Source organism: Streptomyces uncialis (assembly GCF_036250755.1).
Taxonomy (GTDB): domain Bacteria; phylum Actinomycetota; class Actinomycetes; order Streptomycetales; family Streptomycetaceae; genus Streptomyces; species Streptomyces uncialis.
Window position 1 is genome coordinate 3,828,499 of the sequence record NZ_CP109583.1, and the last position, 14,415, is coordinate 3,842,913.

The following is a 14,415-nucleotide window of genomic DNA, read 5'->3' on the forward strand; positions in this document are numbered from 1 at the left end:
CGTCCGGGCGGTCCTTCGCGTTCCCGGGCACTCCGCGTCCCCGGACGCCCTGGGCACTCCGCGCTCCCCGCGCTCCCCGGACTCCCCGGGCTCTCCGGACTCCCCGGACTCCCAGGGCACGCCGGGCACGCCGGGCACGCCGGGCACTTGGCGCTCCCCAGACCCCCCGCACAGCTCACTTGAACGTGTTCAAAAACGGGTCTACAGTCTCCACTGTCAGCGTTTTTGAACGTGTTCAAGATGCGCCATGGCCTGGCATGGGCATGGCCTTGAAGGGGTGGGGACCGTGGAACAGGGACAAGACCTCACGTGGATCGCGTATCTCGTCTACATCGTCGTCAGCATCGGACTGACGGTGTGGGTCGCGCGCACCCTGAGCCGGAACGGGCGGATCTTCCTGTCCGACGTGCTGCGGGGCAACGAGAGGCTCGCGGACGCCGTCAACCATCTGCTGGTGGTCGGGTTCTATCTGATCAACCTCGGTTTCGTCGCGCTGTATCTGACGCAGGAGGAGCGGATCACCGAGGCCCGGGAGGTGTTCGAGGCGCTCTCGACGAAACTCGGCGTCGTCCTGCTGGTCCTCGGGGTGCTGCACCTCGGCAATGTGTGGGTGCTGAACAAGATCCGGCGGCGGGGCATCATGGAGCGGGAGCAGCTTCCGCCGGTGCCTCCGCAGGAGTACACCGGGAACCAGGGTCCGTGGGCCCCGCCCACCGCCAAGGCGTGACGGCCGTGTCCACGGACGCGCGACCGCCCACCGACCCGCGTACGCCGCACACGCCCGGACGGGCAGATGCACCGCGCACACCCGGACCGCCCGACTCACCGCACGCGCCAGGAACGTCGGACTCACCGCACGCACCCGGACGGGCAGACGTACCGCTCACGCCCGGAACGCCGCTCGCACAGACAGGCGTACCGCACACGCCCCGCCGGGCAGGCGTACCGCAAAGGCCCGCACCGCCGGCCCCACCCCAGCCGGACGCACCGCCGGCCTCACCCCCGCCGGACGCGCCGCCGAGCGCACCCGCGCCCGGCGGGTACCAGCGGCCACCCGCCGTCCGGGGGCTGACCGTCCTCTACGACGCCGGGTGCCCGCTCTGCGGGTTCCTGCGTGACTGGCTGGCGCGCCAGCCGCAGCTGGTCCGGCTGGACTTCGTACCGGCCGGGTCGCCGGAGGCGCGGCGGAGGTTCCCCCGGCTGAACCACGCGTCGACCCTGGTCGACATCACCGTCGTCGCGGACGGTGGCCAGGTCTACCGGGGCGCCAACGCCTGGGTGGTCTGCCTCTGGGCCCTCGCCGAGTACCGGCCGATGGCCCACCGGCTCAGCACCCCGCAGGGCGCCAAGCTCGCCAAGGGCGCGGTGGTCGCGGCCTCGAAGTACCGGGAGGCCCTGTTCGCCCAGCGCAAGCGCAACGCGGGGAGCGCTTCCGGCGGAAGGAGGGGAGCGGGTCCCGTCGGGGGGCGGGACCCCCTCGCCAGGGGCCAGGCCCCCTACCGGACCACCGACGGCTGGCAGTACCGGCCCGACGAGGGGTGGGTGTTCATGGGGCAGCCGCCGCGGAGCACTCCGGCGCGGGCCAGGGCCGACACACGGGGTGGCTCCCCGGCCGACGTCCGGCACGGGCCCTCGGCCGGCGCGTGGGACCCCGGTGGCACGGGTGCGCAGGGGGGCGGGGTCCGGCCGGGTCCCTCCTGTGCCGACGGTTCCTGTGCGACTGACTAGGCTCTGACACCGTGCCCGCACGAAACGATCCCCCGGCGAAGCCCACGAATCCCCCGAAGCCGACGCAGCAGCCGTCCGCCGCACCCGCACCCGCACCCGCACCCGCACCCGCCGGGGAGCGTCCCGGGACGGGTACCCCAGCGGCTCCGGGTGCTCCGGGTGCTCCGGGTGCTCCGGCTACAGGTACAACAGGTACAGGTGGGGGCGCGGGCACAGGTACCAGTGCGGGCGCGGGTGCGGAGAAGTCCGCGAAGAGCGAGCAGACCCGCACCCTCATCCTGGAGACCGCGCTCCGGCTGTTCCAGGAGCGCGGCTACGACAAGACGACGATGCGGGCCATCGCCAAGGAGGCGGGCGTCTCCGTCGGCAACGCGTACTACTACTTCGACGGCAAGGAACACCTGATCCAGGGGGTCTACGACCGGATCTCCGTCGAGCACGCGAGAGCGGTGCGCCCGATCCTCGACAGGGAGACGGACTTCGAGGCCCGGCTGGCCGGGGTGCTCACCGCCTGGGTGGACATCTCGGAGCCATACCACGAGTTCGCCGCGCAGTTCTTCAAGAACGCGGCCGACCCCGAGAGCCCGCTCAGCCCCTTCTCACCGGAGTCCGAGGGCGCCCGGGACGCGGCGATCGACGTGCACCGGGAGGTACTCGCCGGATCGAAGGCGAAGGTGCCGGACGACCTCGCCGACATCGTCCCCGAGATGTTGTGGCTCGCCCAGATGGGACTGGTCCTGTACTGGGTCTTCGACCGCTCCGAGGGGCACGAGCGGAGCCGCAAGCTGGCCCGGCGCGGGGCCAGGCTCACCGCCCGGGGCGTGTCGCTGGCCCGGTTCCGGGTACTGCGCCCACTGGTCCGCGAGGTGTACGAACTGTTCGCCGACTTCCGTCCCGAGGCCGAGCGCGACACGCGGCCCGAGCCCGGGGAGCCGGAGCCCGCGGACGGGACCGGCAGCCGATAGCCAGCAGACGGGAGTCGGAGCTTCGGGCAGTCGGGCAGTCGGGCAGTCGGGGAAACGGGTTCGGGGGATCGAGGCTCGGGGGACCCAGCAGTCGCGAGGGGTAGGACGATCGGCGGCCCGCCATGGCGCGGGCCCGTCCGGGCAGGAGGCGCGGGCATCGCCACACGCACCGACCCGGACAGGCCGCCGCGACACCTCCCCCACGGCCCCGCACCGACCCGGACAGGCGACCGCCCACCTCCCCGACGGCCCCGCACCGACCCGGACGGGCCGCCGCCCGCCTCCCCGACGGCCGCACCACCCGCACCACCCGCACAAGTCCGCCCACCTCCCCCACGCCCCCGCACCTCACCCGGCCGCGCGGCTCACCCCCGTACCCCCTCCCCCGCCAGTTCCACGTCGTGGACCATCGGGGCTGCGGGCACCATGACCCGCAGGGTCCGTTCCCCGAGTCCCTCCGCGCCCGTGACCAGCAGATACGGGCCGGGGGCCGGGGCCGCGAGGATGTACGAGCCGTCCGCCGGCGAGGTCACCCGGTCCAGCCGGTCGCCCTCGACCGAGCGGAGGGTCACCGTCGCCCCCGCGACGGGTCCGCCCTCCGTCGTACGGATGAACCCGTGGAGCACCGCGCCGCCCTTCGCGAGCGCTCCGGCCGCCTCACGCCCCGCCTCCCGTACGGGGGCCTCCGGCGCTTCGACCGCCAGATGCGGAAGGCGCCGTTCCAGCCACGCGGGCAGCCACCAGTTGGCCCGGCCCAGCAGATGCATCACGGCCGGGACCAGCGCCGTCCGCAGGACGAACGCGTCCACGGCGACCGCCACCGCGAGCCCCACGCCCGCGACCGCACCCTCCATGTCCCCGCTCAGCACGAACGCGGAGAAGACGCAGATCATGATGAGCGCGGCGCAGTTGATGACGCGGCTGGTCTCGGCGAGCCCCACCCGGACCGCTCGCGCGTTGTCCCCGGTGTGCACCCACTCCTCGTGCATCCGGCTGACCAGGAACACCTGGTAGTCCATCGACAGCCCGAACAGCAGCGACAGCATGATGACGGGCAGGAACGCGCTGATCGGGCCCTCCTTGCCGACCCCGATCAGCTCGGTGCCCCAGCCCCACTGGAAGATCGCGACCAGCACCCCGAACGAGGCCGCCGCCGCGACGAGGTTCATCAGGGCCGCCGTCAGCGGGACGACGAGCGAACGGAACGCGATCATCAGCAGGACGAAGCCCAGGCCGATGATCGTCCCGACGAAGTACGGCAGCCGGTCGGCCGTCTGCGCGGCGAAGTCCTTGAACACCGCCGTGACCCCGCCGACATGGCCCTCCACACCCGCGTCGGGCAGCAGATCCCCGCGCAGCCGGTCGATCAGCCGGTCGGTCTCCACGGACTGCGGTGACGTGGTGGGGACGATCCGGACGACGGACACCCCGTTCGCGGGCGGCGCGAGAGCGGCCCGCGCCACCCCTTCGTCGGCCTGGACACCGCTCACCAGCCGTTCCAGCGCGGCCGGTTCGGCGCCCTGCGCGACAACGACCAGCGGACCGTTGAAGCCCGGCCCGAAACCGTCCGCCAGGATGTCGTACGCCTGCCGGGTGGTCAGATCCTCCTGGTGGTTGCCCTGGTCGGTGGCGCCGAGCCGCATCGACAGGACCGGTACGGCCAGCGCGGCCATCACCACCAGTGCGACCGCCGCGATGGCCTTCGGCCGCCGCTCCACCCGCACCGACCAGCGCGCGGCGAGTCCGCTCGGCTCCGACCGCTCCGGACCGTCCACCGCGAGCGCGCGCCGCTGACGGCGGCCGAGCACGCGTGTGCCGATGAACCCGAGCAGCGCGGGCAGCAGCGTCACCGCGGCGAGCACGCTGAGGACCACCGTCAGGGACGCGGCGATGACGACCCCGTCGAGGAACCGCAGATTCGTGACGAGCATGCCCGCGAGCGCGATGCAGACCGTGGCGCCCGCGAAGACGACGGCCCGCCCCGAGGTGTCCAGCGCCGCGACGGCCGACTCCTCGGTCGCGTCGCCGCGCAGCAGACCCCGCCGGTGCCGGGTCACGATGAACAGCGCGTAGTCGATACCCACCCCGAGCCCGATCAGCGAGCCCAGCAGCGGGGCCAGGTCCGGGATCGGGGTGCCGTGGCTCAGCAGCATCGTGCCGAGCATCCCCGTACCGACACCGAACACGGCGACGACGATGGGCAGCAGCATCGCGAACAGCGAGCCGAACGCGAGGAACAGCACGACGGCGGCTGCCACGATGCCGACGAGTTCCGAGGTCCCGGCGTGCGGCTGCTGGATACGGGCGATGGCCTGGCCGCCGACCTCGACCTCCAGCCCGTCGACGCCCGCGCCCCGCGCCGTGTCCACCACGTTCTGCGCGGTGTCCACCACGTTCTGCGCGAGTTCCGTCGGCACGGAGTTCGCCTGCTCGGTGAAGCTGACCTCCGCGAAGGCCGTCCGGCCGTCGTCGCTGATCCGCGCGACGGCCGCGGGATCGTCCCCGTACGGACCGGCTACCGCGCCGATGCCCTTCATCGCGGCGATCTCACGCAGCGCGGGTTCGATCCGCGACCGTACGCCGTCGTCGCGCACCGAGCCGTCGTCGACCCGCCACACCACCGTGCCCGCGTCCCCGGCACTGTCCGGGAACGCCTTCTCCAACAGGTCGTACGCCTGCGCGGAGTCGGTACCGGGCAGGGAGAAGTCGTTGGAATAGTCGGTTCCGGCGGAGGAACCCGCCGTACCGAGGCCGAACAGCACCCCCACCCACAGCACCAGGACCACCAGCCGGTGCCGGTAGCACCAGCGCGCCAATGCCGCCACGTCGTCCGCTCCTTCTGTTCACGCGGCACGGCGGACACCGGCGGCCCAGGTCGCCGCCGATCACCGCCGCGCCGCACTCGGGCCCCCGGGTCGGACCCAGCATCGGACGGTGAGGAGGCACGCGGGACGCCCCGGACGGGACTCCCAACCGACTCCCAGGGTTCCCAACCGGCTCACAGGCTTCCCAGCGGACTCCCAGGCTTCCCAACGGACTCCCAGGGTTCTCCACCGCTCGGGGGCGACGGCGCCAGGACGACAGCTCGCGTGGGCGCCGGTACGACGGGCAGCCATGACTGTCCCCGGCCGTCCGGTGTCGTCCCCCGTGCCGTCCGGTGCCATTCGCGCCGCCAACTCCCCCTATTTCTCAGGGAACTCCCAAGCTCTGAACAGTCACCGGGACGGTCACGGGACCGATACTGAGGGCATGAGCGAGCCCGGTCAGCAGCGCGGCGCCGGTGCGGTGGAGGGACGGGACCCGGGCGGTTCCGGCGGCTCCGCCGCGGCCGGTGCCACGAGCGAGGGCCCGCCAAGGAACGCCGGAGGCACAGGCGACACCCGGCCGGGGAGCCCCGGAGGTACGAGCGACGCCCGGCCAGGGAACCCCGGGGGCAACAGCGACGCCCCGCCAGGGAACGCCGGGCCCACAGGCGGCGACCCGACAGGGCTCCCGGGCGCCGGGGTGCTCGTCGTCGAGGACGAGCCGAGCATCGCCGACGTCCTGTCCATCGCCCTGCGCTACCACGGCTTCGAGGTGTCCACCGCGGCCACCGTCCGCCAGGCCCGGTACCTCGTCGAGCGGGTCCGCCCGGACGCCGTGCTCCTCGATGTGATGCTCCCCGACGGCGACGGCCGCGAGCTCGGACGGGAACTGCGCACCGCGCAACCGGAGACGGCGATCGTCTTCCTCACCGCCCGGGACGCGCCCGCCGAGATCGTCGGTGCCCTCGGCGTCGGCGACGACTACATCACCAAACCGTTCCACATCGACGAGGTGGTCGCCCGGATCACCGCCGTCCTGCGCCGCACCCGCCCCGCCGACGTCCTCCCCCGCCGCCCGCCGCTGCGCCACGGCGACCTGGAGCTCGACGAGACGACATACAGCGTCCGCCGCGCCGGCCGCAGCACTCAGCTCACCCCCACCGAGTACGCGCTGCTGCGCTTCCTCGTCCGCAACGCCGGGCAGATCGTCCCGAAGGAACAGCTCCTGCGTCATGTGTGGCAGTACGAGCACGCGGCCGAGTCGACCGTGGTGGAGACGTACATCAGCTATCTGCGCCGCAAACTCAACGCGCTGGGGCCGCCGTTGATCACGACCCGGCGCGGGGTCGGCTACGGGCTCGTCTGACGGCCATGGTCTCTCGCGCGTACCGGCGCCACCGGCCGCACCGCGGGGCACGGTCCCTGCGCGCCAAGCTGACCCTGCTCAACGTCGGACTGCTCGCCCTCGGGATCGTCGTCGCGAGCGCCGTGAGCATGATGGGGATGCGGCACTTCTTCCTCGACAGCATCGACGACCAGCTGCACGCCACCCGCTCCGCCCTCCAGCACTCCCGGCTCACCCTCCAGCAGATCGAGACCCTCAGCGAACTGGGCATCGCCCTCGACCAGCTCTCCCCGAAGGGCGACCAGCCGGGTGCGCTGCCCCACTCGAACTCCCTGTTCGTGGCACTGGACACGACCGGCGGACCCATCCGGGTGGCGGCCCTGGAGCCCACCGGGCGCCAACGCGCCCTCGCCGCCGCGGTCGACGACGCCGCGGGCCTCGCCCGCGAAGCCCGGGTCCAGGACGTGACACTGGACGGCGAGCCGCACCGCGCGGTCGCCGCCATGCTCGACGACGGGACGACGGTGCTGCTGGCCGCGTCGACCGAGGCCGTGCACGCCAACATCCGCAAGGCCCTACGGGCCGATCTCGGGCTCAGCGCGGTGCTGCTGGGTCTGCTCGCGGTGCTCACGATGATCGGCGCGCGCCACCGGCTGCGTCCGCTGGAGGACATGGTCGAGACCGCGTCCGCGATCGCCGACGGCGATCTGACCCGCCGGGTCCCGTCCAGCAAGCATCCGGCCACGGAGGTCGAACAGCTGCGGCTCGCGCTCAACTCCATGCTCCAGCAGGTCGAGACCGCGTATCTGACCCGGGAGCGCAGCGCGGAGCAGCTGCGACGGTTCGTCGCGGACGCCTCGCACGAGCTGCGCACCCCGCTGTCCGCGATCCGCGGCTATCTCCAGCTCTACGAGAAGGGGATGCTGATCGCCCCCGGTGAACGCGCCCGGGCCTGGACCAGGATCAACTCCGAGGTGGACCGGATGCACCACCTGGTGGACGAACTGCTCACCCTCGCCCGCCTGGACCAGCGGCCCGAGCTACGGCTGCGCAACGTCGACCTGTGCGCCCTGGCCCGCGAGGCCGCGGCGGACCTCCGGGTGCAGCAACCCGAGCGGCCCGTGACGGTAGCGGCCGACGGGGTGCTGCTGGTGTACGCGGACGAGTCCGGGTTGCGTCAGGTGCTGGGGAACCTGGTCGGGAACGTCCGCGTGCACACGCCCGCCTCCACGGCGGTCACGCTGACGGTGGAACGGGTGGACTCCGTGGTCCGGCTCTCGGTGGCGGACCGTGGCCCGGGGCTGGCCGAGGAGGACGTGTCCCGGGTGTTCGACCGCTTCTTCCGCGCGGGCGGTGGCGCGGGCGGTGGCAGTGGCAGTGGCACGGGCGGAGGCGCGGGCAGCGGCCTGGGCGGAGGCACGGGCGGAGGCGCGGGCAGCGGCCTGGGAATGGCCATCGTCCGCGGGGTCGTCGAGGCACACGGAGGCCACGTGACGGTACAGCCCCGCCCGAACGGCGGCCTCACGGTACTGGTGTCCCTCCCGGTGCAAGGCGCGGCCCGGTAGGGGGGTACATCAGCGCGGCCCGAGGCTGGGGTGTCACGAGGCTGGGGTGTCACGGAGGGGGCGTGTCACGGGGCGGGGGTGCCCCCTGGCAGAGGTGTGGGCGTCACGGGCACCAGGGCCCACACCGTCGTGCCACCGCATCCCCGATGCCAGACGCCCCACGCCTCGGTAAGCGTCTCCACCAGCCGCAGCCCGCGCCCACCCTCCTCGTACCAGGTGCCCGCCCCCCGTATTCGAGGACTCTGCCCACTCGCATCGGTGACCTCGATGAAGCACGCGCCGTCCGCGAGAACCGTGACGGCGACCTCGAACTCCCCCTCAGAACCAGGTCCGTATCGAACCGAGTTGGTGGCGAGCTCCGAGATCAGCAACACCGTGTCGTCCAGCGAACCGTCACCCTCGGTACGTCCCCACGCGATCAGATGGTCATGCACGCGCCGCCGGGCGAGGGCCACGGACGCGGGATGACGCGGGAGGCGGAAGACATTGCGACGCGACACCGTCCCCTCCTCCACCGCTCGAAACACAGCACCCACACGACGCACACGGGTGCGACACATGATGCAGGCTCCGACGGCCGTACGGTGTCCCGGAAGTGTCGCGAACCCATGGAGATTCGGCCACGTCCGACCGCGCGACCCCCTGCCTGAAGCAGGCCCGCCCCGACCCGGACCGGGCGAACAGGGACAGAGCACACCTCAACCCCCGGCAATCACACCAGCCGACCACCAACGCGGCCACAGGCCACTCGGACAGATACGCGAACCCCGCGCAACCCCGTGTCACGCCGCCCGTACGGTCCCGGCCCACCGGCACCCCACGCTGCTCAGCTTGCCTGTCGCCACACCTTCCTCGCACAGCTGGTACGAGCCCGGACCCACGTCGCCGACCCCGACCGACCCCACCGACCGCAGGACCTCCAACACCCGGCCGCGCCCCATGAACCAATCCGTGGCCTGAACCCGCCGGTCGCACCACCGCGTCCACGGACACACGCCATCACCGCACCGCACCGCAGACCCGCCAACCCCGCCGGCCCACCGGCTCACACGCTCCACCGCGGACCGTGAAGTCGTAAGGGCCACGAGGGGGCCGAACTCACGCCTGTTTCGAAGCGAGTTCCACCACGGTGATGTCCGACTCCGCCCCGACCCGCACGGGCGGCCCCCAGGCCCCGGCACCCCGAGTGACATAGAGCTGGGTGTCCCCGTAACGCTCCAGCCCCGCCAGGGTCGGATTCTGGAGTCCGGCGAGATAGCTCACCGGCCACAGCTGTCCGCCGTGCGTATGCCCGGAGAGCTGGAGGTCCACCCCGTGACGTACGGCGTCATGGATCACGATCGGCTGATGCGCGAGCAGGACCGAGGCCCGTGCGGTGTCGCGGCCCCCGAGAGCCCGCTCGAAGTCGGGCCCGTCCCCCTCGCCCTCCCCCGCCAGGTCGTTGACCCCTGCGAGATCGAACCCGGGCAGCTCCGTACGGACGTTCTCCATCGGGTGAAGGCCCAGGTCCCGGACCTCGTCCACCCACTGCTCCGCACCCGAGAAGTACTCATGGTTTCCCGTGACGAAGTACGTCCCATGTCTGGCCCGCAACCGCGCCAGCGGCTCGGCGGCCGGCCCCAGGTCCGCCACATCCCCGTCGACCAGGTCCCCGACAATGGCGATGAGATCGGGCTGCGTGGAGTTGATCGTCCGCACCACCCGCTCGGCGAAGGAACGGCCCAGGATCGGACCGAGGTGGATGTCGCTGACCACGGCTATCCGGAAGCCGTGCGCGGACCGCGGCAGCTTGGCGAGCGGCACGGTCACCCGCTTCACCTTGGGCCCGTTGAGCACCCCGTACGCGCCCGCACCCACGGTGGCCGTCGCCGCGGCGAGCGCGGTACCCGCGACCAGCCGCGAGACGAACAACCGCCGCGACGGCCCCGCCGTCGCGGTCCCGCCGACCCCAGCGGCCCGGTCTGCCCCGACGAGCTGGGTCACCTCCACCGGCTGGACCCCCTCGGCGGCCCGGCTCCGGCCAACAGTCTCGGCGCGGTCAGAACCCTCGATCAGCTCGGTGGACCCGGTCGGCCCGGCCGACCCGACTGACCCGGTCGGCCCGTCGCGGCCGACATGTCCGGTGCCATCAGCGGATCCGGTGAGCTCGGTGGGCTCTGTACCCGAGGCAGAACCGGCGACCGAGGCAGGTCCAGTAGCCGAGGCGTGGCCGGTGGACGGGGCGTGGCCGGTGGACGGGGCGTGGCCGACGAGAGTGACGCCGGCCGTATCGGGGTGAGCGACGGAGAGATTCCCGTCCGAAGAGGTCACGGCCTCCGCCGTACGCAGGGACCCCGTACCGGCGGAGGCACCCGCTCCGGTCCTGGCCTCGGCCACCACGGCCGAACCCGCACCGACCCCGCTCAGCGCACCCGAGGCACCCGTATCCGCGCCCACACCCGCATCCGCCCCAGCGGGCTCAGCCCCAGTAGGAACCCCCACAGCGGTCCCCACCAAGGTCTGCGCCCCGGCGCCCCCAGGACCAATACCTCCGGGCGCGTCACCTTCGGGACCGGCAGTGCCAGGACCGGCAGGGCCAGAACCGATGTCCCCGGGTTCAACGACCCCAGATCCGGCCCCCCGGCCCGTCCCCGCACCCTGCGCTGTCCGCGGTCCACGACCGCTGGCTCGCCCGGCGTCCCGGCGATCGAGGAAACGTCTCAACAGCGGCCGGACCCCCTCGCCCACAAGCAGCGCGAGCATCAGGTACAGCATCAGAGCCACCCAGAAGTAGCCCGGCCAGGCGAGTGTCTGCTGCAACCAGAAGGGCGCCCCGAGCCGCCCGCTCGCCAGCGCGCCGAGCATCAACAGCGGGCCGGCCACGAACACCGCCGAGCCCAGACGACGGGCCACCGTGCCCTTGACCGTGGTGTCACGCACCATGCGCCGCCACACGTACCACTGGAGACCGGTGATCACCGTGAAGACGGTCAGGCCGATCAGAAGCACGACCAGCATCGGACCCCCCATTTTTCCTGTGCTGACTCACTCTGTGTAACTACCGCTCCCGGTCCCTGAGTTCCCTGGACCCGGAAGAGACCCCGGACGGGTGCTGTGACGCGGATTACCCTCCCGCGCGCGAGCGACCGGCGCCCGAACCTCCGAATCTATGAACCGGCCCGCAGTGCACGCACCCCACGCAACCCGATGGCCCCCACCACCGTCCCCAGAACAAAGGACACAACGGCGAGCAGCAGGTGAACCCAGAAGTATCCGGTCGGGTCGCCCGCGTCGTCGAAGGCGAGGCCGCTGCCGTCCTTCCACAGATTCTTGGCGAAAGTGATCCAGATGACCCAGCTCCACACCCCGAAGGCGAGCAGGAACCAGGAGACGGGGCGGCTGAGCTTCATGACCTCAGTATCGCGACCGCTCCGGCGTGCCCGCTCACAGGGTGGCGCCGGGTCCGTGGCCGACCGGACCGACCGCCCCGGCCCACTCCCTCCTCACAGCCCCGCCGCTGCCACCCGAGCAGGGTCTTCCCGCCATCTTCACGGCCACTTCCGGACAGCGACCCCGGTACCGCAGCGGGCAGGGAGCACCTCGCGCGAAGCGCTCCCAGGAAGTGCCGGTACCTTCTCGACCGTGTCTGCCATCCTCGCCCCCACGAAGAGGGTGACCGCGTTGCTGGTCGCCTCCGCCTTGTCCTGGTCCGCCCTGGCCCCCGTCGCCTACGCGGACGAGAAGCCCAAGGACAAGAAGGAGACGATCAAGCCACCGAGCATGATGTCCTCGGTGGGCGGGGTACGGCTCGGCAAGCCCGGCACCCAGGTCGATCTCGGGACGGGCGCCCCTGTCCTGCCGAAGGATCTGACCGGCCGGTCCTGGATCGTCGCCGACGCCGAATCCGGCGCGGTCCTCGCCGCACACAACGCCCACTGGCGGCTGCCGCCCGCCAGCACTCTGAAGATGCTGTTCGCGGACACCGTCCTGCCCAAGTTCCCGAAGACGCAGAACCACAAGGTCGCGCCTTCCGACCTCGCCGGTCTCGGGGCCGGCTCCAGCCTGGTCGGCATCAAGGAGGAGCAGACGTACTCGGTCCACGATCTGTGGCTCGGCGTCTTCCTCCGCTCCGGCAACGACGCCGTGCGTGTCCTCTCCGCGATGAACGGCGGCATCCCGCAGACCGTCGCCGATATGCAGAAGCACGCTGAAGAACTCCAGGCACTCGACACCAAGGTCGTCTCCCCCGACGGGTACGACGAGGCAGAGCAGGTCTCCTCCGCGTACGACCTGACCCTGATCGCCCGGTCGGGGCTCCAGAAGAAGGACTTCCGGGAGTACTCCGCGACCCTGCGAGCCCAGTTCCCCGCGGAGGCGAAGAAGGGCAAGAAGCGGCCGTCCTTCGAGATCCAGAACACCAATCGCCTCCTCAGCGGTTCCTACGGCCTCAGCCCGTACAAGGGCATCGCCGGGGTCAAGAACGGCAACACGACCAACGCGGGAGCCACCTTCACCGGTGTCGCGGAACGGGGCGGCCGGGTCCTTCTCGTCACGGTCATGAACCCTTCCGGCAAGGAACGCGACGCCGTCTACAAGGAGACCGCCCGTCTCCTCGACTGGGGTTTCCAGTCCGCCGGCAAGGTCACCCCGGTGGGCGAGCTGGTGCCCCCGAAGAGCGCGGACACCGGGGGCGGCGAGAGCGAGGGCTCAGGTTCACAGGCCCAGGCGGGCGGCGCCGCCGACACCTCGGGCAAGGACTCCACCACCACGAAGGCCTCCTCGCAGGAGTCCTCCGGAGGGATGGGCATCGCCCTCGGCGTCATGGGCGGCGCGCTGATCGTCCTGGCGGCCGGCGTCTTCGTGATCAACCGCCGCTGGCCCACCCAGGCCCGCCGCCCCTGAATCCGCCCTGACTCGGGCCTGACAGCCCCCATGCCGCGGTGTGGTGGCGTCCGGCCTCACATGGGCCCGCCGCCGCTCCCAGCCGTAGGTGGGGCGCTCTCCTAGGCACCGCTCGGCCGTGCGTCCCTCCCGGCACCCGCCGCCCCGCCGTTCCCGTGCCCGGTGGGCTCCGCCCCGTCAGGCTCTCCGTCGTCGGGCCCCTTGCCGACCCCGGGTCTCTCCGCCTCGGACGGTGTCGACTGGCGTCGGGTAGCGGTCCATGAGGCGCAGTACAACAGCAGCTTCGCCGTGAAGTTGATCCACAACATCAGCGCCACCGGAACCCCGAAGGCGCCGTACATACTGCGCCCCGCGATGTCCCTGATGTAGCTGCCGATCAGCAGCTTCAGCAGCTCGAACCCAGCCGCTCCCATCAACCCCGCGATCACCAGGTCCCGCCTCGCGGGCTGCACTCCCGGCAACAGGGTCAGTACGTACAGCAGGACCAGGAAGTCCGCCAGCACGGCCACCGTGAACGCGATGACCTGCAACAGCGCCCCGCTCGAACCCGTGTCGTCCACTCCGAGCAGCCGGGCCCCCCAGCCGACCGCCGACGACGCGAGCGCCGACGCGGCTAGGGACACCAGCCCCGCCCCACCGAGTCCGCCCAGCACTACCGCGTCCTTGACCTTGCGCAGAACCGGGTTCTCCTCGATGTCGGGCAACTTCCACACCGCCCGCAGGCAGTCCCGCATCGACCCGACCCACCCGATGCCCGTGAACAGCAGCAGCGCGCCCGCGACCAGTCCGACGGTGCCCGCGTTGGCCACCAGGCTGCTGATGTCGAGCTGATCGGAGATACCGGGCACCTGCTCGGAGAGCTTCTCCTCCAGCTTCTTCTGTCCCTGGGTGTCCAGGGTCGCCGCTGCCACTGCCGCCGCCACCGTGATCAACGGGAACAGCGCGAGGAAGCTCAGGAACGTCATCGCCGCCGCGAGCTGCGTCCACTTCACGTCCTCAAGCCGCTCGTAGGCGCGCCAACCGTGTGTGTCCATCAGCCGCCCGATATACGGACCGATCCCGGGGATCTTCTTCAGCCAGTCCATGACCTGCCACCTCCTCCTGCCGTCGTCCGACGCCCGTCCACG

General features: G+C 71.8%; 10 protein-coding genes and 1 pseudogene. 6 read left to right on the forward strand and 5 right to left on the reverse strand.

Annotation, left to right across the window (positions count from 1 at the left end):
- Nucleotides 1-286 precede the first annotated feature (286 nt).
- The 3 genes and pseudogenes from OG711_RS15740 to OG711_RS15750 all read left to right on the forward strand — a co-directional run bounded on the left by OG711_RS15740 (nucleotide 287) and on the right by OG711_RS15750 (nucleotide 2,693).
- Nucleotides 287-727 (forward strand): hypothetical protein, encoded by a 441-nt coding sequence (locus OG711_RS15740; protein WP_241561978.1) that lies wholly within the window; start codon nucleotides 287-289, stop codon nucleotides 725-727.
- A 341-nt stretch (nucleotides 728-1,068) separates the two neighbouring features.
- Nucleotides 1,069-1,548: pseudogene (locus OG711_RS15745) on the forward strand (thiol-disulfide oxidoreductase DCC family protein); the annotation flags it as partial.
- Between the two features lie 455 nt (nucleotides 1,549-2,003).
- Nucleotides 2,004-2,693, forward strand: a complete 690-nt coding sequence (locus tag OG711_RS15750; RefSeq protein WP_079184408.1) for a TetR family transcriptional regulator — start codon at nucleotides 2,004-2,006, stop codon at nucleotides 2,691-2,693.
- A gap of 365 nt (nucleotides 2,694-3,058) precedes the next feature.
- Here the strand turns inward: OG711_RS15750 and OG711_RS15755 are convergent, their stop codons facing one another.
- Nucleotides 3,059-5,509: an MMPL family transporter gene (locus tag OG711_RS15755; RefSeq protein WP_329563821.1), complete on the reverse strand. Its 2,451-nt coding sequence runs from the start codon at nucleotides 5,507-5,509 to the stop codon at nucleotides 3,059-3,061.
- Between the two features lie 688 nt (nucleotides 5,510-6,197).
- Between OG711_RS15755 and OG711_RS15760 the strand changes: the two genes are divergently transcribed.
- Both OG711_RS15760 and OG711_RS15765 read left to right on the forward strand, forming a co-directional pair.
- A complete protein-coding gene (locus OG711_RS15760) occupies nucleotides 6,198-6,863 on the forward strand; it encodes a response regulator transcription factor (RefSeq protein ID WP_329563823.1) in 666 nt (221 codons plus the stop codon).
- A gap of 5 nt (nucleotides 6,864-6,868) precedes the next feature.
- A complete protein-coding gene (locus OG711_RS15765; RefSeq protein ID WP_329559531.1) occupies nucleotides 6,869-8,407 on the forward strand; it encodes a sensor histidine kinase in 1,539 nt (512 codons plus the stop codon).
- Nucleotides 8,408-8,472: 65 nt separating this feature from the next.
- On the opposite strand, the gene OG711_RS15770 is transcribed toward OG711_RS15765, so the two are convergent.
- The 3 genes from OG711_RS15770 to OG711_RS15780 form a co-directional block, all read right to left on the reverse strand.
- The gene (locus OG711_RS15770; RefSeq protein WP_073783981.1) at nucleotides 8,473-8,907 is read right to left on the reverse strand and encodes an ATP-binding protein; all 435 of its coding nucleotides are present in this window, start codon (nucleotides 8,905-8,907) and stop codon (nucleotides 8,473-8,475) included.
- Between the two features lie 598 nt (nucleotides 8,908-9,505).
- On the reverse strand, nucleotides 9,506-10,786 hold the full coding sequence (locus OG711_RS15775) for a metallophosphoesterase (RefSeq protein ID WP_405674877.1): 1,281 nt from the start codon (nucleotides 10,784-10,786) through the stop codon (nucleotides 9,506-9,508).
- Between the two features lie 767 nt (nucleotides 10,787-11,553).
- Complete coding sequence (locus tag OG711_RS15780) at nucleotides 11,554-11,796, reverse strand: SCO4848 family membrane protein (protein ID WP_073783979.1); 243 nt, start codon at nucleotides 11,794-11,796, stop codon at nucleotides 11,554-11,556.
- On the opposite strand from OG711_RS15780, the gene OG711_RS15785 reads away from it, so the two are divergent.
- The gene (locus tag OG711_RS15785) at nucleotides 11,735-13,288 is read left to right on the forward strand and encodes a D-alanyl-D-alanine carboxypeptidase (RefSeq protein WP_266508710.1); all 1,554 of its coding nucleotides are present in this window, start codon (nucleotides 11,735-11,737) and stop codon (nucleotides 13,286-13,288) included. The genes OG711_RS15780 and OG711_RS15785 overlap by 62 nt on opposite strands.
- Nucleotides 13,289-13,389: 101 nt before the next feature.
- On the opposite strand, the gene OG711_RS15790 is transcribed toward OG711_RS15785, so the two are convergent.
- The gene (locus tag OG711_RS15790) at nucleotides 13,390-14,373 is read right to left on the reverse strand and encodes a YihY/virulence factor BrkB family protein (RefSeq protein WP_266508711.1); all 984 of its coding nucleotides are present in this window, start codon (nucleotides 14,371-14,373) and stop codon (nucleotides 13,390-13,392) included.
- Nucleotides 14,374-14,415: the final 42 nt, after the last annotated feature.